Origin of the sequence: Streptomyces rugosispiralis, assembly GCF_024505145.1 — a bacterium.
Classification (GTDB): Bacteria; Actinomycetota; Actinomycetes; order Streptomycetales; family Streptomycetaceae; genus Streptomyces; species Streptomyces rugosispiralis.
Map to the genome: position 1 here is coordinate 161,358 of NZ_JANIAA010000004.1, position 21,394 is coordinate 182,751.

Consider the following 21,394-nt stretch of genomic DNA (forward strand, 5'->3'; position numbering starts at 1 on the left):
GCGAGGAACCGACCTTAACCGCGCTGATTGAAAAGTGAAGAGTTTGTGTGTGCTCGGTGTTCATATCGTGATCCGGCGTCATGGGCCCGGAAGCACATAGATTTGGGCTCACCCACCGAACGACGAAGGCGGTAGATCCCATGAGCCTGTACGACATCCCCCTGCGCACCCTCGCCGGCGAGCCGACCTCGCTCGGTGAGCACCGGGGTGCGGCGCTGCTGGTGGTCAATGTGGCGTCCAAGTGCGGTCTGACCCCGCAGTACGAGGGGCTTGAGCGGCTGCAGCAGCGCTATGCCGGGCGCGGGTTCACCGTGCTGGGGGTTCCGTGCAACCAGTTCGCGGGGCAGGAGCCGGGGACGGGCGAGGAGATCCAGACGTTCTGCTCGACGACCTACGGGGTGTCCTTCCCGCTGCTGGAGAAGATCGATGTCAACGGCGAGCAGCGGCATCCGCTCTACGCCGAGCTGACGGCGACGCCGGACGCTCAGGGCGAGGCGGGGGATGTGCAGTGGAACTTCGAGAAGTTCCTGATCTCGCCGGACGGTGAGGTCGTGGGCCGGTTCCGGCCGCGGACCGAGCCGGAGGCGGACGACGTCGTCGCCGCGATCGAGGCGCAACTGCCCCGGTGAGGTGAAGGGGGGCGAGGGGCCGGGAGGCCCCTCGCCCGCCCGGTCAGCCGCGTTCCGCGGCAAACGCGGCCAGCCACGCCAGCGGCGCGTTCCAGTTGATCGCCACCTCATTCGTGGAGTACGAGCCGATGTCGTCGATGTAGCACGCCGCGGGCGCGCAGCCCGGGAGCTTCTCCTGCGCCACCGGATCCTGCAGCCCGGAGTTCGCGCCGCCCGCGATCGACCCGGCGGGCGGGTTCGGCAGCGAGGCGTCGTACTGGTGCGCCCAGAAGCGGTGGTGCTGGTTCTGCGAGGCGTGCTCGCCGTAGCCGGTGACATACGACTGGCCGAGCGCGTTGCGGCCGAGCAGATAGTCCAGCGTCTCCAGCGCCCCGGCGCGGTACCGCCGCTGCTTGGTGAGCTCGTAGGCGACTGCCAGGACCGTCCCGTTGTTGGCCACCTGACCGTTGGAGCCCCAGACGTAGCCGTCCGCCGGCAGCGGCACCGCGTAGCCCTGGCCGGCCATCGTGCTCAAGCGGGCATCGGCCGCGGAGACCACGGAGGCGCGGACGCGGGCGAGGTCGGCGGCGGGCAGGCCGTTGGGGACGGTGGCCAGGACGATCCGCCCGAGGGGCCCGGTGCCCTGCCAGCTGAAGCCGTTCGGGGTGAACACATCGCTCGCGGTGTGGTACGGCGAGGAGGTGACCGCGTCCCGGTACCGCGCCTCCCCGGTGGTCGCGTACAGCTCAGCCGCCGCCCAGTAGAACTCGTCGCCCACCTCGCTGTCGTCGTACGCCCCGCCGCCGGTGGAGTCGGAGGCCGGTGCCGGCACATCGGGGTTCGCCCGCGCGGCGGCCCAGGCGCGGCGCGCCGAGTCCAGGCAACGGGCGGCGAAGGCGGCGTCGTACGGCGCGTAGACGCGGGCGCACTGCGCCGCCGCGGCGGCCAGATTGAGGGTGGCGGCGGTGGACGGCGCATGCAGCTCGCGCGGTTCGGCGTCCTGCTCGGGCCGGGTGGGCAGCCCGGTCCAGGCGGCGTCATGGACCTTGTGGAAGGCCATGCCCGCCCGTGGCTTGCCCGCCGGGATCTGCATGCGCATCAGGAACTCCAGCTCCCAGCGCCCCTCGTCGAGCACATCGGGGATCCCGTTGCCGCGCTCCGGGACGCGCAGCGTGGAATCCCCGAGCGCCGCCGCGTGCCCCGCACGCTTGGCGCGCTCGAAGGAGTTGACCAGCTGCCAGACCGCGAGACCGCCGTTGACCACGTATTTGCCCTGGTCACCGGCGTCGTACCAGCCGCCGCGCACATCCCGGGCGTAGTCGCACACCCCGCTCACGCAGGGCACGGCGGTGTCGCCCCGGTTGGGCGCGACGCCCAGATGGCCCGCCGGTCGCGCGTAGGCCGCGCCGGCCAGCGACGCCTCGATGGGGATACCGCTGCGCTGCTGGTAGAAGAAGGACATCGCGTCCGCGCGCAAGCCCTCGTAGAGGTTCGCGCGGATGTCGAAGGGGTGGCTGGTCCGCCCGTCCACGGTGAGCGTGTAGCCGGTGCCCGTCCCCTGGTACGAGGAGAAGTCCACCAGATGGGCCGACTGCCCGGAGGCGGCGTCCGCGCCCCGTACGGTGGTGGTGCCCGAGGCGGCCGTCCGCCCCGCCGCGTCGCGCAGCCGCCAGGGCAGGGCGGCGGTGCTCGCGCTGACGACGGTGGCGCGCTTGGGGCCGTCCGGCAGATAGCCCAGCTGGTTGACCTGGACGGCGGAGGGCGCGGCGGAGGCCGAGGGCGCGGCGGAGGGCGTAGCGGCCGCAGGAGCCGTGGGGGAGTCCGCTCCGGCGGGCGCGGACTGGGCCGCGATCAGCAGCAGCGCACCGGTGAACAGCGCGGTGGCGGCCCGCGCGCCGCGCGGACGGGGTAACAGGGGCAGGGGCATGACGGTCCCTCCTGGGGAGTGGGAGGCATGGGAGCGCTCCCAACTTGTGTAATGATGTGATCGCAGTGCGTCAAGGGACTGGACGGGTGCACGGTCCACCCCGCCCCCTCTGTCACATCGCGCCCGGCCCATCCGTCAGCACGGTGTGGCCTGCGACGGTGCGGTCCGGACAAGGGGATGTGACCGATGAACGAGAACCACCTTCTGGCGGAGGGCTTCGAGGCCCACCGCGGCCATCTGCGCGCGGTGGCCTACCGCATGCTCGGCTCGCTGAGCGAGGCGGATGACGCCGTCCAGGAGGCCTGGCTGAGGCTCAGCCGCTCCGACACCGGCGCGGTGGAGAACCTGGGCGGCTGGCTGACCACCGTCGTCGGCCGGGTCTGCCTGGACATGCTGCGCTCGCGCACCGCCCGGCGCGAGGAGCCCCTGGGGGTGCACCTGCCCGACCCGGTCATCAGCAGTGCCGGCGGACCCGGCCCCGAGGACCAGGCGCTGCTCGCCGACTCCGTCGGCCTCGCCCTGCTGGTCGTCCTGGAGACGCTGGCCCCCGCCGAACGGCTGGCCTTCGTACTGCACGATCTGTTCGCCGTGCCGTTCGACGAGATCGCCCCCATCGTCGACCGCACCCCGGCCGCCGCCCGTCAGCTCGCCAGTCGCGCCCGCCGCCGGGTGCGGGGAGCGGCCCCGGTCCCGGACGCGGACCTCGCCCGGCAGCGCGAGGTCGTGGGCGCCTTCCTCGCCGCCGCGCGTGACGGCGACTTCGAGGGGCTGATCGCCGTGCTCGACCCGGATGTCGTGCTGCGCGCCGACTACGGCCCGGCGCCCGCCCTCGCCCCGCGCGAGGTGCATGGCGCGGCGGCCGTGGCGGACCAGGCGCTCACCTTCTCCCGCCTCAGCGGCCCGGACCTCCACGCCCGGCCCGCGCTCGTCAACGGGGCCGTGGGCGTGGTCAGTTCGCGGGAGGGGCGGCCGTACTCGGTGCTGGCCTTCACGGTCGTGGACGGCAGGATCGTGGCGATCGACATCCTGGCCGACCCCGAGCGGCTGAGCGGGCTCGACCTGACGGACCTGGACTGAGGGACCTGGACTGAGGGACCTGGGCTGGCCCCTGAGCTGAGAGACCCGGGCTGGCCTGGGCTGACGGGCCCGGGCCGGCCTGGGCCGACGAAACAGCAAAGGCAGGGAGGTGCATCCCCCTGCCACTCTCAACCTATAGCGCACCGGGGGGCTTGCGGCAAGACCCCGGGTGCGCCTCAGAATGGGCGGCCGATGTCAGAACCTGGGGAAACGGGGGATATGCGATATGCGTGTGGTGTTGTCGTCGTGGGGGTCGCGCGGGGACGTCGAGCCGCTGGCGGGACTCGCGGTGCGGCTGCGGGAACTCGGCGCGGAGGCGCGGGTGTGCGCGCCGCCGGACGAGGAGTTCGCGGCGCTGCTGGCCGGTGTCGGCGTGGAGCTGGTACCGCTCGGCCCGACGGTGCGCTCGGTGGTGGCCGGCGCCCGGCCGCCGTCGGCGACGGCCGCGTTCCGGCTCGCGCCCGAACTGGTCGCGGCGCGGTTCGACACGCTCACCACGGCGGCCGAGGGATGCGACGTACTCCTCGCGACCGGCCTGATGCCGGCCGGCGCACGCTCGGTGGCCGAGAAGCTGGGCATCCGCTATGTGTTCGCGTGCTTCCATCCGTTCGGACTGCCCTCGCGGCACTTCCGTCCGGGAAGGCGGCCCGGCACGCCGTCCCCGGCGGAGGAGACCGACCTCAAGGTGTTGTGGGAGCAGGACGCCCAGCGCGTGAACGAGCTGTACGGCGAGGCGGAGAACCGGCACCGGGCGGCGATCGGCCTGCCGCCGGTGGACAACGTCCGCGACTACGTCTTCACCGACCGGGCGTTGCTGGCCGCGGACCCGGTCCTGGGCCCGTGGCAGGACATGACGGAACTCGATCTCGTCCAGACCGGGGCGTGGATCCTGCCGGACGAACGTCCGCTCCCGGCTGAGCTGGAGGCGTTCCTGGAGGCCGGTGAACCGCCGGTGTACGTGGGCTTCGGCAGCATGGCCATGCACACCTCGGCCGACCTCGCCCGGGTGGCCGTCGAGGCGGTCCGCGCGCAGGGCCACCGTGTCCTCCTCGCCCGTGGCTGGGCCGGGCTGGCCCCGATCGACGACCGGGACGACTGCCTCGCCGTCGGCGAGGTCAACCATCAGGCGCTGTTCGGCCGGGTGGCCGCCGTCGTCCACCACGGTGGCGCGGGCACCACGACGACCGCCGCCCGAGCCGGTGCGCCCCAGGTGGTGGTCCCCCAGATCGCGGACCAGCCGCACTGGGCCGCCCGGGTGGCCGAGCTGGGCATCGGCGTGGCACACGACGGTCCGGCCCCGACCCTCGACTCCCTGTCGGCCGCGCTGAAGACGGCCCTGACCCCCGAGACCCGGGCACGGGCGAGGGCCGTGGCGGGCACGATGCGCTCCGACGGGACGACGGTGGCCGCGAAATTCCTCCTCGACGCCGGGGCATCGGGCGGTCAGGCGCGCAGGTAGGTGAGCACCGCGAGGACGTGCCGGTGACCGTGGCCGTCCAGACGGAGGTCGAGCTTCCGCGGCCGCCCTGGCCTCGGCCGTGGTGATCGCCGCGCGGTCGCTCGCCTGCTCCTGAGCCGGAGGGCATGTGTTCTGGTAGCACCCGGCGCCCAGGGCGAGCGGGTGGACGCAGAGCGGGTATTCGTCGGTGAGGCCCGCCGGGGAAAGTGACTGAATCAGCGCGCCCGGTTGCAACTGAGCCCCACCCCAAGTGTGACCGGGGTGGGGCTCAGGCGCTGGTCAGACGGAGTCCGGTTATCCCAGGAGGAGTTCGTCACCGGCGGGGAAGCGGGCCGTACCGCCCTCCTCCCAGGTGACCACGACAGCTAACCCGCCCATTGGCCCCTGGGTGGTCGACGCCTCCTTGACCGTGCGCCATTCGCCGTCGTAGCCGATCACGTCACCCGGACTGATCAGGGCAGCGCGCTTGGTGGGCAGATGGCTGAGCACCGTCGGTGCTCACATAAGAGAACTGCCGCCGTGCAAAGCGGACTTGCCCACCTCTTGCACAGGGCGCAGGCGCATGAGTGCTGAGAGTGAGACGATGGATGAGAGGTGACGCCAGTCGAGTGGGGGAGACGCACACTATGAGCGCGACCAAGATTCCCGGACCTGGTGCGAATGTGGCTGTCTGCCGCAAGGCGCGCGGCTTCAGCCAGGTTGCCCTTGCCCGGCGTGCAGGTGTGTCGGTCTCGCTGCTCAGCAAGATCGAGGTAGGCGACCGCGCGCTGACCCCGGGCATTGCCGCCGCTCTCGCTCAGGCCATGGGTTTGACGCTGGATGAGCTGTTGGGCACGGCCCCCGTCGAGCGCGCCGATGAGAAGAGCCTTGCCGCCCTCAACTACGCCGTTCGGCGGTTCGACATCCCCGACACGCCACCGTCACACCCTGAAGGACCTTCCGTGCGAGCTGGCCGAGCTGAACGAGCACCGACACCGCACGGAGCTTTCGGCGGTTCTCCAGAAGCTCCCTGGCGTGCTGGCCGACGCCACCAACTGCGCCCACGCCACCCAGTCGCCCGACGCCTGGACCCGTGTCGCCGACGCGTACTCGGTGGTCTATTGGCTGGCAGCCCGGCACCGCTGGATGCACCTCGCCGAATTGGCCGTCATGAAACAGCGGCTGGCCGCCGAACGTGCGCACCCGATTGCCGCCACGGTGGCCGCCCGGGATGAGGCCGGAGCCTTCCTCAACTCCGGTGACTTCGCGGGCGGGTTGGCAATCGTGGACCGGGCAGTGGTCGAGGCCGAGACGACGCTCCGGGGACGTGACCGCGCGTACGGTCTGGGCATCCTGCACCTGCGTGGGCTAACGCTGGCCGGTCGTCTCAAGGAGAAAGCCACCGCCGAACGGCATATCGAGGCAGCATGGCAGGTGGCCGAGGAGTTCCCCGAGGACATCGTGGACCACGGCATCCACTTCGGGCCCGAGAACACGGCCGTACATGTCATCTCGACGGCTTCCGACATGGAGGACTACCGCGAGTCCCTCAACACGGCGGACGACTTGGTCCGGGGTGGGTTGACGCTTCCGGCCACGCGCGTTGGTCCGCTGCACATGAACATCAGCCGGTCAAAGCTCGCGCTGGGCGACAGGGGTGGCGCCCTTGAATCGCTCGAAGCGGCTTGGGACGTCGCACCGGAGATGGCCCGCGTCCACCCGACCAGCCAAGAGCTGATGCGTGTGCTCACGTCACTGCACCGACGCAGCAACCCGAGGCTTACGCGGCTGGCCAAGCGCGCCGGCGTGCCCTTCTGAGGTCAGCCGTTATCGGACTATGGCCAACCTGACGAAGGCGGCCGAGGACAACGAGAAGAAGATCGGCATCGATCACAAGGCGAGGGCCGTGGCGGGCTCGATGCGCACCGACGGGACGACGGTGGCCGCGAAACTGCTCCTCGACCCGGGGGCGCAGGAAGGTCAGGCGCGCAGGTAGGTGAGGACCGCGAGGACGCGCCGGTGTCCGTGGCCGTTCAGGCGGAGGTCGAGCTTCCGCCGCCGCCCTGGCCTCCATCGCGGTCATCGGCTCCGGCCAGCGCCAGCGTCCGGCGGGCCGTCGCCGCCATCGCCTCGTCCACCATCCGCCCCTCGAAGCGCACCGCCCCGGCCCCCTCCGCCTGCGCCCGCTCCACCGCCGCGATCAGCCGCCGGCAGCGGGCCAGTTCCTCCGTGTCCGGCGAGAACACCTCGTTGACCACCGGCACATGCGACGGGTGGATCACGGCCATCCCCTCGTACCCCAGCGCACGGTTCTGCTCGGCGAAGCGCCGTAGCCCCGCGAGGTCCGCCACATCCGCCCACAGTCCGGCCACCGGGTGGGGGCGGTCCGCGGCGCGGGCGTCGAGCAGGACCCGGGCCCGTAGCTCGCGGGTCTCCTCGCCCTCGGGACTCCAGCGGTAGCCGACCGCCCGTTCCACATCCCCGCCCGGCGCGGCCACCGCGCCCAGGTGAGCGATCCGGGCGGCGGCCCGGCCGATGGCGTACGCCTCGCGCAGCCCGCGCGCCGTCTCCAGCAGCGGCAGCAGGGCGAAATGGCCCTCGGGCAGGCCGTGTTGGCGCTCGCACCAGGCCAGCAGTCGATCGGCGGTGATCACGTCCTCGGGGCCGCTCACCTTGGGCAGCACAATGCCGTAGAGCCCGGGACGGGCCACCGCCCGCAGGTCGTCGGCGCCCTGCCAGCCCGCCGCGCGGTCCAGCGCGTTGATCCGCACGAGCAGCCGCATGGCACCGGGGGGCGTACCGGCCGCCCGGTCGACGGCCCCGGCCACGGCCTCCCGCGCCGCCGCCTTGCCGTCCTCCGGGACGGCGTCCTCCAGGTCGAGGATGGCCGCGTCGGCGCCCGCCGCCTCCGCCTTGGCAAGCCAGCCGGTCCGGCCGCCGGGCACGAAGAGCAGGGAGCGCAGCGGGACACGGGGAGTCGTCACGCCGTCAGATGACACCCTCGGCCTCCAGCTTCGCCAGCCGTCCGCCGTCGATGCCCAGCCACTCCCCGTAGACCAGCGCGTTGTCCGCGCCGAGCGCGGGGCCGGTCCGCCACACCGCGCCGGGGGAGCGGTGGAAGCGCGGGATCACGGCCTGCATCCGCACCGGGCCGAGGTCGGGATCGTCCACCGTGATGACGTCCTCGCGTTCGGCGTAGACCGGGTCGGCGACGATATCGGCGGCGGTGAACACCCGCGAGGCCACCACCTCGGCCCGCTCGAACGCGGCGAGGCATTCGGCCGCCGGGCGCGCCGCCACCCACTCCCGCAGTTCCGCGTCGAGCCGCTCGCGCCCCGCGTGCTGCTGCTCCACGGTGGCGAACTCCTCGTCGGGCAGGCCCAGCAGCCGCACCACATTGCGCACCGAGCGGGTGGTGGCGGAGGTGACGGTGAGCCAGTCGCCATCGGCGCTGCGGTAGGTGTTGATGACGGCGGCCGGGGCGACGGCCAGCTGGTTGCCCGCCCGCTCGGGGGCCGTACCGAGCTGGTCGTACGCGATGATCTGCCACTCCACCAGGCGGTACAGCGGCTCGAACAGCGCCAGGTCGATCCACTCGCCGTCGAACGAATCCGGATCGGTGTCCCGGCGGTGCAGCGCGGCCAGGACCGCGAACGCGCCCATCAGCCCGGTGACCGCGTCGCCGTGCGAGAAGCCGGTGTGCACGGGCGGGCCTTCGGGGAAGCCGGTCAGATGCACCACCCCGCTGCGGGCCTCGCCCATCTTCCCGAAGCCGGGGGCGTCGGCCCGCGAGGAGGTGGCGCCGAACCCGGAGATCTGCAGCAGGATCGCGGTGGGATTGAGGGCGTGGACGGCCTCCCAGTCCAGGCCCCAGGCGCGCAACCGGCCGGCCCGGAGCGTCACGATCACCACATCGGCCCAGGCGATCAGCTCCCGGGCGACCTCCCGGCCCTCCTCGTGGTGCAGATCCAGGGTCACCGAGCGCTTGTTGCGGCCCGCCACCTTGAACCACAGCGGTACGCCGTCGCGCCGCGGGCCCATCGCCCGCGCCGCGTCACCGGAGCCCGGCGGCTCCACGTGGACGACGTCCGCGCCCTGGTCGGCGAGCATCCCCCCGGCGAGCGGGCCCGCCACCACATGCGCGAACTCCACCACCTTCAGCCCTGTGAGCTGTCCCTGCCCTGTGCTGGTCTGGTCCTCCATGCGGCCAGGCTGCGGGGCGGGGCGTATGCGCGTCCAGCAATGAAAGGGGATCAATTCATGCGGATCTCGCAAGGATCGCCGCCCGGCCGTGCACGCCCCGCGACCTCACTCCTCATCCGCCTCCTCCCACACCACCCCCGCCGGCAAGGCATCCGCCGCGGAGCGGAACTCCTCCAGCTGCTCCAGGAAGCGCCGCGCCCCCGGCGGAAGCGTGCGACGCGTCGGCAGGACGACGTACAACCGGCGCTCCACCACCGGCCCCACCAGTGGGCGCCGCACCAGCCGGCCCGGCCCCACCAGCGGATGGACCAGGGCGGGCAGCGCGGAGACGCCGAGCCCGGCCGCCACCAGACCGCCCACCGTGGCCACGTTCGACGCCTCGGCCGTCGGGTTCGCCTCCATCCCGGCCTGGGCGAAGGCCGCGTCGGTCATCCGGCGCACGCTGGAGTCGGTGCCCACCGCGAGGAACGGCTCCCGGCCCAGCTCCTCCCAGGTCACCTCCGCCCGCTCGGCCAGCGGATGGTGCTCCGGGAGCACCGCGTCGAAGCGGTCCCGCACCAGCGGCCGCAGCCGTACGCCCGGGGCGCGCCGCGCCACCGTGCTGACCGCGAAGTCGGCGTCCCCGTCGACCACCCGGTCCAGCACCGAGCGCTCCAGCCCGTCCAGCAGCCGTACGGTCATCTCCGGGCGCCGCGCGCGGAAGGCGGAGATCACCGGCGGGAGCAGCACGGCCGCGACCGAGGGCAGGGTCGCCAGGGCCACCGCACCGCGCTCACCGGCGCCGTACCGCCCCAACTGGGCCAGGCCCGCGCGGTGCGCGGAGAGGATCTGGTCGGCGATCCGCAGCGCCTCGGCGCCCGCCGGGGTGAGCCGCACATTGCGGGTGTCCCGCTCCAGCAGCCGCATCCCCAGCGTCCGTTCCAGATCGGCGACCGCACGGCTCAGCGACGACTGGGACACATGCAGTTCGGCGGCGGCCGCGGTGAAGCTCACGGCCCGTGCGACCGCCGCGTACGCGGTCAGCTGGCGCAGGGTGACGTCCATGGTCCGTGAGCGTAGGCGCGGCGGCCGGGCAGGGGAACTGTTGCGCGAAACGCATGGATAGATCTGTGTTCGATGCTGGACGCGGATCTTTCCCCGCTCGGAAACTCTTCGGCAGCACCCGACCGGACGAGGAAGCGAGCGGCCATGCTGGCAGCACTGGGGTTCTGCACGATCGGCGGCTTCCTGCTGCTCACCATGACCAAACGGGTCTCGGTGCTGGTGGCCCTCGTCCTCACGCCCGTGGTCACCGCGGTCATCGGCGGATACGGCGACGAGCTGGGCCCGATGGCGCTCGACGGTCTTTCCAAGGTCGCCCCGACCGGCATCATGATCGCCTTCGCGGTGCTCTACTTCAGCCTGATGATCGACGCGGGCCTCTTCGAACCGCTGATCCGCGGCATTCTCCGCGCTGCCAAGAACGACCCGGTACGGATCACCGTCGGCACCGCCGTGCTGACCGTATGCGTCGCGCTCGACGGGGACGGTGCCTCCACCTTCCTCATCACCATCTCCGCGCTGCTCCCCGTCTATCAGCGGCTCGGGATGAGCCGGCTGGTGCTCGCCGGGGTGGTCGGCCTGGGCGCGGGCGTGATGAACATGATCCCGTGGGGCGGGCCGACGGCCCGCGCCGCCGCGGCCCTGAAGATCGACACCTCCGACATCATCACGCCGCTGCTGCCCGCCCTCGCCGCCGGTATCGCCTGGGTGCTGCTCGCCGCGTATCTCATCGGACGCCGTGAGCGGCGGCGGCTCGGCGCCCTCGATCCCGCGCCACGGGCCGAGGTGGCGGTCGGGGACGGCCCCGGCACGCCGCGGGTCGCCGCCCGCCCCGGTCTCGCGCTCACCGTCTTCAATCTGCTGCTCACCGTGGCCCTGCTGGTCTGCCTGGTGCTGGAGGCCATGCCGCTGCCGGTGCTCTTCGTCTTCGCCTTCGTCCTGGCGCTGCTGGTCAACCACCCCCGCTGGGAGGACCAGCAGGAGCTGCTGGAGAAGCACGGCAAGAGCGTGGTGCTCGTCATCACCATGATCTTCGCGGCCGGGGTGTTCACCGGCATTCTCGGCGGCACCGGGATGATCGGGAAGATGGCCGAGGCGCTGGTCGACGTCATCCCCGACGGGCTCGGCGGCCATCTGCCGGTGCTCGTGGCCGTCACCAGCATGCCGCTGAGCCTCGTCCTCACCCCGGACGCCTACTACTTCGGGGTGCTGCCGGTGCTCGCCGGGACCGCCGACGCCTTCGGCACCGACCACGCCGAGATCGCCCGCGCGGCCGTCCTCGGCCAGATGACCACCGGCTTCCCGTTGAGCCCGCTCACCGCCGCGACCTTCATCCTCCTGAGCATGAGCGGCGTACAGCTCGGGGAGCACCAGCGCTTCATCTTCCGCTGGGCCTTCGGAACCACGCTCGTGATGACCGCCGCCGCCCTCGCGACGGGCGCCCTGCCGCTCTGACCCGCTCCGATCAGTGAGGACCCGTCCATGCCGTCCGCACCCCGGCTGTCCGCCCTGCCCCTGGCCATCGCCCTCACCACGGCCCTCGCCACCCCGCTCGCACACGCCGCCGGCCCCGCGCCGTCCGCCCTCCCCTCCTTCGCCGGCGAGTTGACGGCGCGGCGCTACGACGGGAGGAGCGACGATCTGCTCACCGCCGGACTCGGCTTCACCGGGCTGCGCGGGCCGATGCCGCGGGCCGCCGACCCCGACCGGCCCACCGCCGCCGAGCTGCGCCGCCAGGCCATCTGGGGTTCGGCCGGGCTGTCCGCGGGCTCCGGCGGCGGTCTCGGGCGGCTGTACGGGCCCGATGTCGACCGGGGCCGACCGGTGCCCGGTGACGGCAAGGTCGCGGGTGTCGAGTACCGGGCCGTGGCGGGCACCGGCGCCCACAGCGTGAGTTTCGTCGTCCAGGTCCCGGACGACATCGACCGCGACCGGCCGTGCGTCGTCGCCGCGCCCGCGACCGGGCTCGGCGGCGTCTACAGCATGGTCGGCACGGCCGGGGCCTGGGGTCTGCACCACCGCTGCGCGGTCGCCTACACCGACAAGGGGATGGGCCCGGCCTTCGACGACCTTCACTCGGGCACCGTCATGGCCTACGACGGAACCACCGGTCCACGCGCGGAACTTCGCGGCCGTACCGCCTTCGACGCCGGGCTGAGCGACGCCGAGCGCGCCCGCTTCGACGCGGCGCACCCGTACCGCGTCGCCTACAAGATGGCCCACTCAGGGGCGAATCCGCAGGCCACCTGGGGACGCGATGTGCTGCGCTCGATCCGGCTCGCCCTCGCCGTGCTGAACCGCGACTGGCGCGACGGGGCGCCCCCGGCGGGCTACACCCCCGCCTCCACCACGGTCCTGGCCACCGGGGTCTCCAACGGCGGCGGCGCGGCCGTCGCCGCGGGCGAGGCCGACCGCACCGGGCTCATCGACGCGGTCGTGGCCTCCGAACCGCAGCTGAACCTCGCCCCCCTGGACGGGATCCGGGTCCGTCAGGGCGGGCGGGCGGTACCCGCCGCCGGATTGCCCCTGATCCGGTACAACGCGCTGGCCTCACTCCTCCAGCCGTGTGCCGCGCTCGCCGAGCCCACCGCGCCCGGCTACGCGGGCGTGGACGTGTCCGCCGCGCGGCGCCGCTGCGCCGCCCTCGTCGGCGACGACCCGCGGCTGATCCCGCGCCGGGACGCCGAGCGGGCGGGCCCGGACGGGCTGCCGCGCCTCGCCCAGGACGCCCTGGTACGCGCCGGATTCCAGCCCCAGTCGGGGTATCTTCAGGTCTCGCACTACGATCCGCAGACCCCCGCCTCCTATGCGATGAGCTTCGCCCGCGCCTCGGTCGACGACGCGCTGTGCGGCTACGGCTGGGCCCGCACCGACTCCTCCGGCACCCCGGTGCCGTACCGCCGGGCGGAACTGGCCGGCGCCTTCGGCACCAGCTCCGGCCGGGCGCCCGCCCCGGGCGCGCTGATCGACGAGAACTCGCCCGGCGGACCCGTGGCCGACACCCACTCCGTCGGACCCGGCGGCGAGCACGACTACAACCTGCGGGGAGAGGCTTGCGTCTACCGGCTCGCCTTCCCCCGGACCGGGGCGCCGCGCGCCGAGCGGGACTGGGCGGCACGGCTCGCCGAGGGGCTGGACGAGACCCGGCGCGACGGCGATCTGCACGGCAAGCCCGCGCTGATCGTGCAGGGCCGCGATGACACCAGGGTGCCGGTCAACCACAGCTCACGCCCGTACCTCGGGCTCAACTCCCGAGCTCGGGGCGGGCCGGGCACCGTCAGCTATGTCGAGGTCACCCACGCCCACCACAGCGATTCCCAGGCGGCCGGGTTCGACAACCGGTATGTACCGCTCGGCTACTACTACCAGCAGGCGCTGGACCTGATGGGGGAGCGGCTGTGGGGGCGGGCCGAGCTACCGCCCAGCCAGGTCGTGCGCACGGTGCCACGCGGCGGTGAGCCGGGGCACGCCCCCGAGCTGACCCGGGCCAACGTCCCGCACATCGCCTCCGATCCGGCGGCCGGGGACCGCATCCGGGTGACCGGCGGGACGGTGTGGGTGCCCTGACCGGATCTTCCACGGGTCGTCGCGCGGGCCCGCGGCGGGGGCGCGGGGGCGTGTGGTCAGTCCCCGGCCAGGGGCGGGCGGTGCGGTTCGATGACCGTGACCCCGCCCCGGCCCCCGGAGGCCATCGTGGACAGCGCCTCCGGGACCGCGTCCAGCCCGATCACATCGGTGACCAGCAGATCCGGCCGCAGCGAACCGGCCTCGACCATCTCCATCATCGGGCCGTAGTCATGGGCGGCCATGCCATGGCTGCCCAGCAATTGCAGCTCCAGCGCGATGACCCGGTCCATCGGGATCATCGGGGTTCCGGCGGCCGGGGGCAGCAGCCCGACCTGGACATGGCGGCCGTGGCGGCGCAGGCTCTTGATGGACGCCGCGCAGGTCCGCGGGGAGCCCAGCGCGTCGAGCGAGACATGGGCGCCGCCGCCCGTCGCGTCCGCGACCGCCTCCGCCACCGAGCCCAGGGTGGACGCCACGTCCACGCACACCGCCGCGCCGAACCGGGCCGCGAGGGCGAGCGCCTGCGGCGAGATGTCCACCGCCACCACCCGGGCCCCGGCCGCGGCGGCGATCATCACCGCGGAGAGGCCCACCCCGCCGCAGCCGTGCACCGCGACCCACTCGCCAGGCGCCACCCGGCCCTGGGCGACGACGGCGCGGAAGGCGGTCGCGAAGCGGCAGCCCAGACCGGCGGCGGTGGTGAACGACAGCTCGTTGCGTATCCCGACCAGGTTCACGTCCGCGTTCTCGATCGCCACGTACTCGGCGAACGAGCCCCAGTGGGTGAAACCGGGCTGCGTCTGCCGCTCGCACACCTGCTGGGCGCCCTCCGCACAGGCGGCACAGCGCCCGCAGGCGCAGACGAACGGCACGGTGACCCGCTGCCCCGGGCGCCAGTTGAGGACGTCGGGGCCGACCTCCTCCACCACCCCCGCCAGCTCATGGCCGGGGACGTGCGGCAGCCGGATGTCCGGGTCGTGCCCCATCCAGCCGTGCCAGTCGCTGCGGCACAGCCCGGTGGCCTCGACGCGGATCACCGCGCCGCGCGGGGAGGGAGCGGGGTCCTCGACGCTCCGGACCTCGGGCCGGCGCCCGAACTCGTCGAACACCACAGCACGCATGGACACCGCTCCCTCGCTCGACCACATCCCCCATGGCCCGTGGGTCCAGGCGGGCCATAGAACCTACACCACAACCGGCCGGTATCAGCCCTTGCGGGTGGCGCCCACCGACGGCGGCTCCGCGCCCCGGCCGGTGCCCCAGGACGACGGCTCGGTGGACAGCCGGTGGGCCAGCTTTCCGCCGTGGGCCACCTGGTCCCAGTCCAGCCAAGTCCGCGCCACGTTCCGGCCGTTCAGCGAGACACTCCGGACATACCGCTTGGCGTCGCTCGCGCCCGGCGCGGTGACCGTGAGCGTGCCGCCCTGCCGGGTGCCGTAGTGCCCGATACGGACCACGGCCGAGGAGAACTGCGGGCTGGAGAGGGCGAGGAAGTCCCCGCCGCTCATCGTCGGGTACAGGCCCAGTGAGGAGAAGACGTACCAGGCCGACATGGTGCCGAGGTCGTCATTGCCGGTCATCCCGTCCGGCCCGGTGGTGAACAGGGTCATCGCCGCCCGCACCACGGTCGCCGCCTTCGCGGGCGCGCCCGCCCACAGATACATGTACGGGGCGTGCAGATCGGGCTCGTTGTTGGGGTTGTAGGTGGGCTTGCCGTAGTAGTCGTACGGAGCGGAGATCCAGTCCTCACGGGCGGTGCCCGCGGGGTCGGTGAGCAGCTTGCCGTAGGCGAAGAAGTCGTCGAGCCGCTTCTCGGTCGCGCTCCTGCCGCCCATCAGCCCCACGAGCCCGGCCGGGTCCTGCGGCACCAGCCACTGGTACTGGTAGGCGCCGCCCTCGTGGAACTGCCGGCCCGCCTCCACCGGGTCGTACGGGGTCACCCACGCGCCGTCGGCCGTGCGCGGCCGGAACTGCCCGATCGAGGCGTCCCACAGCGTGCGGTACGTCTGGCCGCGCTCGGCGAACATCCGGGCGTCGGCGCGGTGTCCGAGCCCGCGCGCCATCAGGGCGAGCGCGGCGTCCGCGGCCGAGTACTCCAGGGTGGCCGAGGCCGGGTGGACGCAGTCGTTGTCGCCGCCCTTGTCGGCGCAGTCGGTGCCCAGCTTCAGCCCCGAGGGGACGTAGCCCAGCTCGCGGTAATAGTCCACGCCGGAACGGCCGTTGTAGGGCGAGTCGGCGGGCGGGGTGCTGGTGGCGTTCTTCTTCAGCAGCGCGTACGCCTCGTCCTCGTGCCCGGCCAGCAGGCCCTTGGACCACGCCTCAACGAGGAACGGGGTCACCGGATCACCCGTCATGATGTTGGTCTCGCTGTTGGCCAGCGCCCAGCGCGGCAGCCAGCCGCCGTCCCGGCCGATGGCGACCACCGACAGCGCGACATCGCGGGCCACCCCCGGCTCCACCATCTCCAGGAACTGGTTCTGCGGCCGGTAGGTGTCCCACAGCGAGAAGTTCTGGTACGGGGTGTAGCCGGCGGCGGTGTGGGTCGCGCCGTCGAAACCGGTGTAGCGGCCGTCCACGTCGCCCGCCACATTGGGATGCAGCTGGGCGTGGTACAGCGCGGTGTAGAAGGCGCGCTGCCGCTCCTCGGTGCCGCCGCCGACCCGGATCGCGTCGAGCTTCTTCCGCCAGGTGTCGTGCAGCGCGGCGCGGGTGGCGTCGAAGTCGTAGGAGTCCCCGGTCTCCGCCGTGAGGTTCTTACCCGCGCCCTCGGGACCGGTGTACGACAGCCCGACCTTGACCACGACATCCCGGTCCTTGGTCGCGTCGAAGGTGGCCCAGGCGCCGTTACCGCCCTCGCCCGCCGCCTCGCGGGAGCCGGGGGCGGGGGTGGTGCCGCGCCAGGTGCCGTAGGAGGCGAAGGGGCGGTCGAAGGTGGCGGTGAAGTAGACGGTGTGCCGGTCCTTCCCGGCGCAGAAGTTCCCGGCCTCCACCCGGCCCTCGACGGTCCGGTCGCCGACCACGCGGATCTCGGAGCCGAAGACCTTCTGGTTGGCCTTGCCGGTGTTGAACAGCACATTGGCGGCGCCGGTGGCCGGGAAGGTGTAGCGCTGCCAGCCGGTGCGCTGGGTGGCGGTCAGCTCGGCGTCGATGCCGTAGGACTTCAGGCCCACCCGGTAGTAGCCCGGGGTGGCCTCCTCGTCGTCATGGCTGTAGGTGGAGCGGTAGTGGTCCGGGTCGACGTCGTCGACCGCGCCGGTCGTCGGCATGATGGGCAACTCGCCCGCCACCCCGCAGCCGACCCCGGACAGATGGGTCTGGCTGAAGCCGTGGATGGCGTTCTGGTCGTAGTCGTAGCCGCCCTGGCCGCCGGTGTCCGGGCTGACCTGGACCATGCCGAACGGGGCGCTCGCCCCGGGGAAGGTGTTGCCGAAGTTCTCGGTGCCCACGAACGGATGGACCAGCGAGGTGGGGTCGGCAGGAGGGGGCGCGGCCGAGGGGGCGGCCGCCGCGCCCGGCGGTCCCAGCAGACCGCCGCCCAGCAGCGCCGCCGCCATCACGCCCGCGACCGTGCCCGCAGTGCGCGCACGGATTCCACCGATCAGCGACCGCATGGGACGCACCTCCGTCTGACAACGTTGTCTACAGGGTCGCGAAACTCTGGCACGGGGGCTGGGCGGTGTCAATGACCCGGTCCGTCAATGACTGGGTCCGTCAATGACCCGTGCGCGGGCGGGTCATTGACGCGCCGGACCGGGCCGGGCCGGGCCGAGCCGGGCCGGTGCCGGCGCCCGCGCACAGGGCCGTGGCGTCCGTCCGTGGGCGCGGGAGGCGCTATCGCTTCTCGCGCTGCCCGTCGGCGAGCTGACGGGACGTCTCGCCGGCGCCCGCGCCCCGCTGGGCCCGCTCGGCGATGCTCGGGAACAGCCCACCGATGGCGCTGCCCAGGCGCAGCTCCAGCGGGGCCACGTTCACCTCGGCCCGGTTCCGCTCGATCGCCCGGATGGTCGCGGCCGCCACCCGCCGGGAGGAGATCGTGCGGACCCCGGTGGGCAGGGACGTGCCCGCGTCGGCGAACATCCCGGCGTCGCCCACGAATCCGGGCTGCACCAGCGAGACCCCGACCCCCGTGCCGTGCAGGTCCTGCCGCAGCCCGAGGGCGAAGCCGCGCAGCCCGAACTTGGCCGCGTTGTAGAGCGCCGCGCCGGGGGAGGCCGTACGGCCCGACAGCGAGCCGATCATCACCAGATGGCCGGAGCCCGCCTCCACCATGCGCGGCGCCATCAGCCGGGACAGCAGGATCGGCGCACGCAGATTGACATCGAGGGCACGGTCCAGCTCCTCGGGCCGGTAGTCCAGGACCGGGCCGCTGGAGGGCAGCGCTGCATTGGCGATGACGATCCGGGCGTCCGCGGCCTCCTCGACGAGCCGCTCCACATCGGACCGTTCGGCCAGATCGGCGACGATCCCCCGGCCGCCCAGCCGCTCGGCCAGCGGCCGCAGCACCTCCTCACGGCGCCCGGTGAGCAGCAGATTGGCGCCCTTGGCCGCGAACGCGCGGGCCAGCGTCTGGCCGATGCCGCCGGTGGCCCCGGTGAGCAGGACGGTCGTGCCGGCGATCCGCATGCGATCTCCTCCGGTTACGGTCGAGTACGTTCCGGGCACGGTACTGCGTATGCGCTCCGCGCTCGGCATGGGCCCCGCCCGTACGTGTCGGCGGCCGTGGCAGGGGCTTCGCCCCTGGACCCCGGACGCCCTTCGGACGTGTCCTCAATGGCCGGACGGGCTGACATCAGCCCCTCCAGGGGGCACCTCCCAGCGGTAGCTGGGGGAGTTTGAGGAGCGGGGTCTGGGTCGGAGCCCCAGTTGTGGAAGGGGCGGGGAGCGGCCCGTCGCAGGCGTCAGGCTCCTTGAGCCTCGCGGGGAGCCGGGGTGCCCAGGCCGTAGACGCGGCGGGCGTTGTCCGCGCCCAGCAGCGCGGCCACCCGGCGGGCGTCGCGGCGGGCCCAGGCGCCCTCCGCCACCCAGTGGGTCAGCAGCCCGGTCAGCGCCTCCCGGAAGAGCCGCGCCCCCACCACATACAGTTCGGGCAGCCCGTAGGCGTCGGTCGAGAAGAGCACCTTGCCGAACGGGGCGAGCTCCAGCATCTCGGCGAGCACCGCCCCGGCCCGCGCCCCGGTGTGCGACAGGGCCAGCCCCACATCCGCGTACACATGTGGGAAGACGGCGGCCAGATAGGCCGCGCCGCGGTGATACGGATAGCCGTGCAGCAGGATCAGCGTGCAGCCCGTGGGGCGCACGGCGCGGATGAAGTCGGTGAGGGCGAGCGGATCGCAGCGGTCCAGCCGCAGATCGGGATCGCCGAACCCGGTGTGCAGTTGCAGCGGCAGCCCGGTGTACGCCGCCGACCACAGCAGATGGCGCAGCAGCACGGGGTCGGTGACCCGGGCGGCGGCGGTGCCGCCCTGGGCGCGCCGGGCCAGCCACTGCTCGGCGGCGGTGTGGACGGCGCCGGGGCCCGGCGGATCGGGCTCGAAGTCCAGGCCGTAGCGGTAGGCGGCCACCGACTTGAAACCGGTCGCCGTACGGGCCGCCTCCCGGATCCCGTCCGCCACCCCGGCCAGGAAGTCGTCGGCGGTCAGCGAGGTGTCGGCGATCCGCTCCGCCAGCTGCTCAAGACGGACGATCTCATGGGCGGTACCGCCCGCCGCGAGGGCCAGCTCCTGCGGGGTGGTCAGATTGCCCGGCAGCCCGGTGTCCACCAGGAACTCGCTGATCCCGGCGGCGCCCAGCAGCCGCCGGTTCACCTCCCGCGCGCCCAGCTCGCGCCGCCGGGCGAGGTAGGGGGCGGGCGGGCAGTGCGGTTCGAGGTCCAGCAGCGGTGGACACCAGCGGCGCACCGCGAACCCCAGCTGGCTGTCGAAGAAGGTGGTGCCGAGCGCGGCGGGCGCGTCGGATTCGGTCAGGAACGCCTCGAATTCGGCCGAGCCCAGCTCGGAGCGGGCCACCCCATGGCAGTGGTGGTCCACCAGGGGCGGCAGCGGCGGCTCGGTCGGATCCGTCTGTTCGGCGGCCGCCATCGGTCAGTACCGCCTCCGGGTCGCGATGGCGATCTCGCGCGGGGACGACTTCTCGAACAGGGCGGACTCGGCCCGGCGCACCGCGGCGATGGACTCGAAGAGCGGTTCGCCCAGCGCCTCGCGCAGCACGGTCGAGTCCTCGAAGTGCTCCAGCGCCGTCAGCAGCGAGGTGGGCAGCCGCCGCTCGCGCCCCTCGACGGCCGGGTCCCCGGAGACGGGTGGGGGCAGGGAGAGCCCGGAGTCCATCCCGCCGAGGCCCGCGGCGATGACCGCGCCCGCCACCAGGTAGGGGTTGGCCGCCGGGTCGAAGGACTTGACCTCGGCGTTGGCGGCGCCCGGGTCGTCCGGCGCGCCGGTGATGAAGCGCACCGCGGCCTCCCGGTTCTCCAGGCCCCAGCACTGGTACGCGCCGGCCCAGCGGGAGGGTTCGAGCCGGAGGTAGCTCGCGGGGGAGGGGGCGCCGATGGCGAGCAGCGCGGGCAGTTCGCGCAGCACCCCGGCGAGGAACGCCTCGGCGGTCGCGGTCATGCCGTCGGGCCCGTCGCCGTCCCGGCACAGGTTGCGGTCCCCCTGCCACAGGCTCAGATGGAGGTGGGCGCCGTTGCCGACCCCGCCCGGGTCCACCACCGGGCCGAACATCGGGTTGAGCCCGGCCCGCCCGGAGCACGCCCGGATCGTCTCCCGTACCAGTACGGCCAGATCGGCGGCGCCGACCGGATCGGCGGGCGCCAGGGACACCTCGAACTGCCCGGGGGAGTACTCGGGATGGAGCTGGTGCACCTCGGCCCGCTGCGCGTCCAGCGCGCCCAGCAGATCGGCGAGGTAATCGGCGAGGTCGACCACTCGCGCCATGCCGTAGGCGGGGCCCGCGGTGGGGTACCGCGGCGGGTCCTGGTCCGGGTCGCCGGTGGTGACGACCCATTCGGTCTCGAACCCCATGCGCACGGTCAGCCCCCGCTCCCGCGCCCGCTCGGCCATCCGCCGGGCGAACAGCCGCTGGCAGACGGGGTGCGCGCGGCCCCGCTGGTCGTACCGGTCGACCGGGGCCCAGGCCCAGCCGGGCTGCGCGGCCAGCGGGGTGAGCCGGTCCAGGTCGGGGAAGAGCCGCAGATCCCCGTCCGGGCCGCCGACATGGCGGCTGGTGGTCATGGAGTCGTCCACGAGATAGACGTCGAAGACGGGGGACATCCCGACCCCGCGCCGCGCGGCATGCGGCAGCCGCGCGGTGGGCACGGACTTCACCCGGGTAAGACCCGCGTTGTCCACCCAGGTCAGCGCGATGGCCCGGATGCCGTTCGCGATGAGCCGCTCGGCCTCCTGCCGAGCCCGTGCGTATGCCTGCTCGCGATCCCCGGTCGCCATGGGCACCTCCTCAGCCACGTCCTGTACGCCGAGACTATTGCCTGCGGACGGTCTTGTGGTGACGCATTGTCCCGATCGCATACGGGGTGTGACG

General features: G+C 73.2%; 18 protein-coding genes. 8 read left to right on the plus strand and 10 right to left on the minus strand.

Annotation, left to right across the window (positions count from 1 at the left end; genetic code table 11):
- Positions 1 to 140 precede the first annotated feature (140 nt).
- The gene (locus NP777_RS09430) at positions 141 to 629 is read left to right on the plus strand and encodes a glutathione peroxidase (RefSeq protein WP_256649634.1); all 489 of its coding nucleotides are present in this window, start codon (positions 141 to 143) and stop codon (positions 627 to 629) included.
- Positions 630 to 672: 43 nt separating this feature from the next.
- Here the strand turns inward: NP777_RS09430 and NP777_RS09435 are convergent, their stop codons facing one another.
- On the minus strand, positions 673 to 2,535 hold the full coding sequence (locus NP777_RS09435; RefSeq protein ID WP_256649635.1) for a glycoside hydrolase family 9 protein: 1,863 nt from the start codon (positions 2,533 to 2,535) through the stop codon (positions 673 to 675).
- 186 nt (positions 2,536 to 2,721) lie between these two features.
- On the opposite strand from NP777_RS09435, the gene sigJ reads away from it, so the two are divergent.
- Entirely contained in the window at positions 2,722 to 3,612 is an 891-nt protein-coding gene (gene sigJ / locus NP777_RS09440) for an RNA polymerase sigma factor SigJ (RefSeq protein ID WP_256649636.1), read from the plus strand.
- 226 nt (positions 3,613 to 3,838) lie between these two features.
- Entirely contained in the window at positions 3,839 to 5,071 is a 1,233-nt protein-coding gene (locus tag NP777_RS09445; protein ID WP_256649637.1) for a glycosyltransferase, read from the plus strand.
- 294 nt (positions 5,072 to 5,365) lie between these two features.
- Here the strand turns inward: NP777_RS09445 and NP777_RS09450 are convergent, their stop codons facing one another.
- Entirely contained in the window at positions 5,366 to 5,560 is a 195-nt protein-coding gene (locus NP777_RS09450) for a hypothetical protein (RefSeq protein WP_256649638.1), read from the minus strand.
- 137 nt (positions 5,561 to 5,697) lie between these two features.
- On the opposite strand from NP777_RS09450, the gene NP777_RS09455 reads away from it, so the two are divergent.
- Genes NP777_RS09455 through NP777_RS09465 form a run of 3 tightly spaced genes read left to right on the plus strand, consistent with a single transcriptional unit; the run spans position 5,698 to position 7,046 of the window.
- On the plus strand, positions 5,698 to 6,285 hold the full coding sequence (locus tag NP777_RS09455) for a helix-turn-helix domain-containing protein (RefSeq protein ID WP_256649639.1): 588 nt from the start codon (positions 5,698 to 5,700) through the stop codon (positions 6,283 to 6,285).
- Positions 6,197 to 6,868: a DNA-binding protein gene (locus tag NP777_RS09460; RefSeq protein WP_256649640.1), complete on the plus strand. Its 672-nt coding sequence runs from the start codon at positions 6,197 to 6,199 to the stop codon at positions 6,866 to 6,868. The genes NP777_RS09455 and NP777_RS09460 overlap by 89 nt, the downstream gene beginning before the upstream one ends.
- Positions 6,869 to 6,887: 19 nt before the next feature.
- Positions 6,888 to 7,046: a hypothetical protein gene (locus tag NP777_RS09465; protein ID WP_256649641.1), complete on the plus strand. Its 159-nt coding sequence runs from the start codon at positions 6,888 to 6,890 to the stop codon at positions 7,044 to 7,046.
- Positions 7,047 to 7,083: 37 nt separating this feature from the next.
- Here the strand turns inward: NP777_RS09465 and NP777_RS09470 are convergent, their stop codons facing one another.
- The 3 genes from NP777_RS09470 to NP777_RS09480 form a co-directional block, all read right to left on the minus strand.
- The gene (locus tag NP777_RS09470) at positions 7,084 to 8,034 is read right to left on the minus strand and encodes an HpcH/HpaI aldolase/citrate lyase family protein (RefSeq protein ID WP_256649642.1); all 951 of its coding nucleotides are present in this window, start codon (positions 8,032 to 8,034) and stop codon (positions 7,084 to 7,086) included.
- Between the two features lie 4 nt (positions 8,035 to 8,038).
- Complete coding sequence (locus NP777_RS09475) at positions 8,039 to 9,253, minus strand: CaiB/BaiF CoA transferase family protein (protein WP_256649643.1); 1,215 nt, start codon at positions 9,251 to 9,253, stop codon at positions 8,039 to 8,041.
- A gap of 105 nt (positions 9,254 to 9,358) precedes the next feature.
- The gene (locus NP777_RS09480; protein ID WP_256649644.1) at positions 9,359 to 10,297 is read right to left on the minus strand and encodes a LysR family transcriptional regulator; all 939 of its coding nucleotides are present in this window, start codon (positions 10,295 to 10,297) and stop codon (positions 9,359 to 9,361) included.
- A 144-nt stretch (positions 10,298 to 10,441) separates the two neighbouring features.
- Between NP777_RS09480 and NP777_RS09485 the strand changes: the two genes are divergently transcribed.
- On the plus strand, positions 10,442 to 11,749 hold the full coding sequence (locus tag NP777_RS09485; RefSeq protein ID WP_256649645.1) for a CitMHS family transporter: 1,308 nt from the start codon (positions 10,442 to 10,444) through the stop codon (positions 11,747 to 11,749).
- 27 nt (positions 11,750 to 11,776) lie between these two features.
- On the plus strand, positions 11,777 to 13,861 hold the full coding sequence (locus NP777_RS09490; protein WP_256649646.1) for a D-(-)-3-hydroxybutyrate oligomer hydrolase: 2,085 nt from the start codon (positions 11,777 to 11,779) through the stop codon (positions 13,859 to 13,861).
- A 56-nt stretch (positions 13,862 to 13,917) separates the two neighbouring features.
- Here NP777_RS09490 and NP777_RS09495 read toward each other — a convergent pair whose 3' ends face one another.
- The 5 genes from NP777_RS09495 to NP777_RS09515 all read right to left on the minus strand — a co-directional run bounded on the left by NP777_RS09495 (position 13,918) and on the right by NP777_RS09515 (position 21,300).
- Complete coding sequence (locus tag NP777_RS09495; RefSeq protein ID WP_256649647.1) at positions 13,918 to 14,982, minus strand: zinc-dependent alcohol dehydrogenase family protein; 1,065 nt, start codon at positions 14,980 to 14,982, stop codon at positions 13,918 to 13,920.
- Between the two features lie 84 nt (positions 14,983 to 15,066).
- A complete protein-coding gene (locus tag NP777_RS09500; RefSeq protein WP_256649648.1) occupies positions 15,067 to 17,472 on the minus strand; it encodes a GH92 family glycosyl hydrolase in 2,406 nt (801 codons plus the stop codon).
- Positions 17,473 to 17,692: 220 nt separating this feature from the next.
- Positions 17,693 to 18,484, minus strand: a complete 792-nt coding sequence (locus NP777_RS09505) for an SDR family NAD(P)-dependent oxidoreductase (RefSeq protein WP_256649649.1) — start codon at positions 18,482 to 18,484, stop codon at positions 17,693 to 17,695.
- 275 nt (positions 18,485 to 18,759) lie between these two features.
- Positions 18,760 to 19,938: an amidohydrolase family protein gene (locus tag NP777_RS09510; protein WP_256649650.1), complete on the minus strand. Its 1,179-nt coding sequence runs from the start codon at positions 19,936 to 19,938 to the stop codon at positions 18,760 to 18,762.
- Positions 19,939 to 19,941: 3 nt separating this feature from the next.
- Positions 19,942 to 21,300, minus strand: a complete 1,359-nt coding sequence (locus tag NP777_RS09515; RefSeq protein ID WP_256649651.1) for a glutamine synthetase family protein — start codon at positions 21,298 to 21,300, stop codon at positions 19,942 to 19,944.
- Positions 21,301 to 21,394: the final 94 nt, after the last annotated feature.

What these genes read in the sequence shown, in the direction of transcription:
- NP777_RS09430 (WP_256649634.1), top strand. Translation starts at nt 141, where the DNA reads ATGAGCCTGTACGACATCCCCCTGCGCACCCTCGCCGGCGAGCCGACC.
- NP777_RS09435 (WP_256649635.1), bottom strand. Translation starts at nt 2,535, where the DNA reads ATGCCCCTGCCCCTGTTACCCCGTCCGCGCGGCGCGCGGGCCGCCACC.
- sigJ (WP_256649636.1), top strand. Translation starts at nt 2,722, where the DNA reads ATGAACGAGAACCACCTTCTGGCGGAGGGCTTCGAGGCCCACCGCGGC.
- NP777_RS09445 (WP_256649637.1), top strand. Translation starts at nt 3,839, where the DNA reads ATGCGTGTGGTGTTGTCGTCGTGGGGGTCGCGCGGGGACGTCGAGCCG.
- NP777_RS09455 (WP_256649639.1), top strand. Translation starts at nt 5,698, where the DNA reads ATGAGCGCGACCAAGATTCCCGGACCTGGTGCGAATGTGGCTGTCTGC.
- NP777_RS09460 (WP_256649640.1), top strand. Translation starts at nt 6,197, where the DNA reads ATGCACCTCGCCGAATTGGCCGTCATGAAACAGCGGCTGGCCGCCGAA.
- NP777_RS09465 (WP_256649641.1), top strand. Translation starts at nt 6,888, where the DNA reads ATGGCCAACCTGACGAAGGCGGCCGAGGACAACGAGAAGAAGATCGGC.
- NP777_RS09475 (WP_256649643.1), bottom strand. Translation starts at nt 9,253, where the DNA reads ATGGAGGACCAGACCAGCACAGGGCAGGGACAGCTCACAGGGCTGAAG.
- NP777_RS09480 (WP_256649644.1), bottom strand. Translation starts at nt 10,297, where the DNA reads ATGGACGTCACCCTGCGCCAGCTGACCGCGTACGCGGCGGTCGCACGG.
- NP777_RS09485 (WP_256649645.1), top strand. Translation starts at nt 10,442, where the DNA reads ATGCTGGCAGCACTGGGGTTCTGCACGATCGGCGGCTTCCTGCTGCTC.
- NP777_RS09490 (WP_256649646.1), top strand. Translation starts at nt 11,777, where the DNA reads ATGCCGTCCGCACCCCGGCTGTCCGCCCTGCCCCTGGCCATCGCCCTC.
- NP777_RS09495 (WP_256649647.1), bottom strand. Translation starts at nt 14,982, where the DNA reads ATGCGTGCTGTGGTGTTCGACGAGTTCGGGCGCCGGCCCGAGGTCCGG.
- NP777_RS09500 (WP_256649648.1), bottom strand. Translation starts at nt 17,472, where the DNA reads ATGCGGTCGCTGATCGGTGGAATCCGTGCGCGCACTGCGGGCACGGTC.
- NP777_RS09505 (WP_256649649.1), bottom strand. Translation starts at nt 18,484, where the DNA reads ATGCGGATCGCCGGCACGACCGTCCTGCTCACCGGGGCCACCGGCGGC.
- NP777_RS09510 (WP_256649650.1), bottom strand. Translation starts at nt 19,938, where the DNA reads ATGGCGGCCGCCGAACAGACGGATCCGACCGAGCCGCCGCTGCCGCCC.
- NP777_RS09515 (WP_256649651.1), bottom strand. Translation starts at nt 21,300, where the DNA reads ATGGCGACCGGGGATCGCGAGCAGGCATACGCACGGGCTCGGCAGGAG.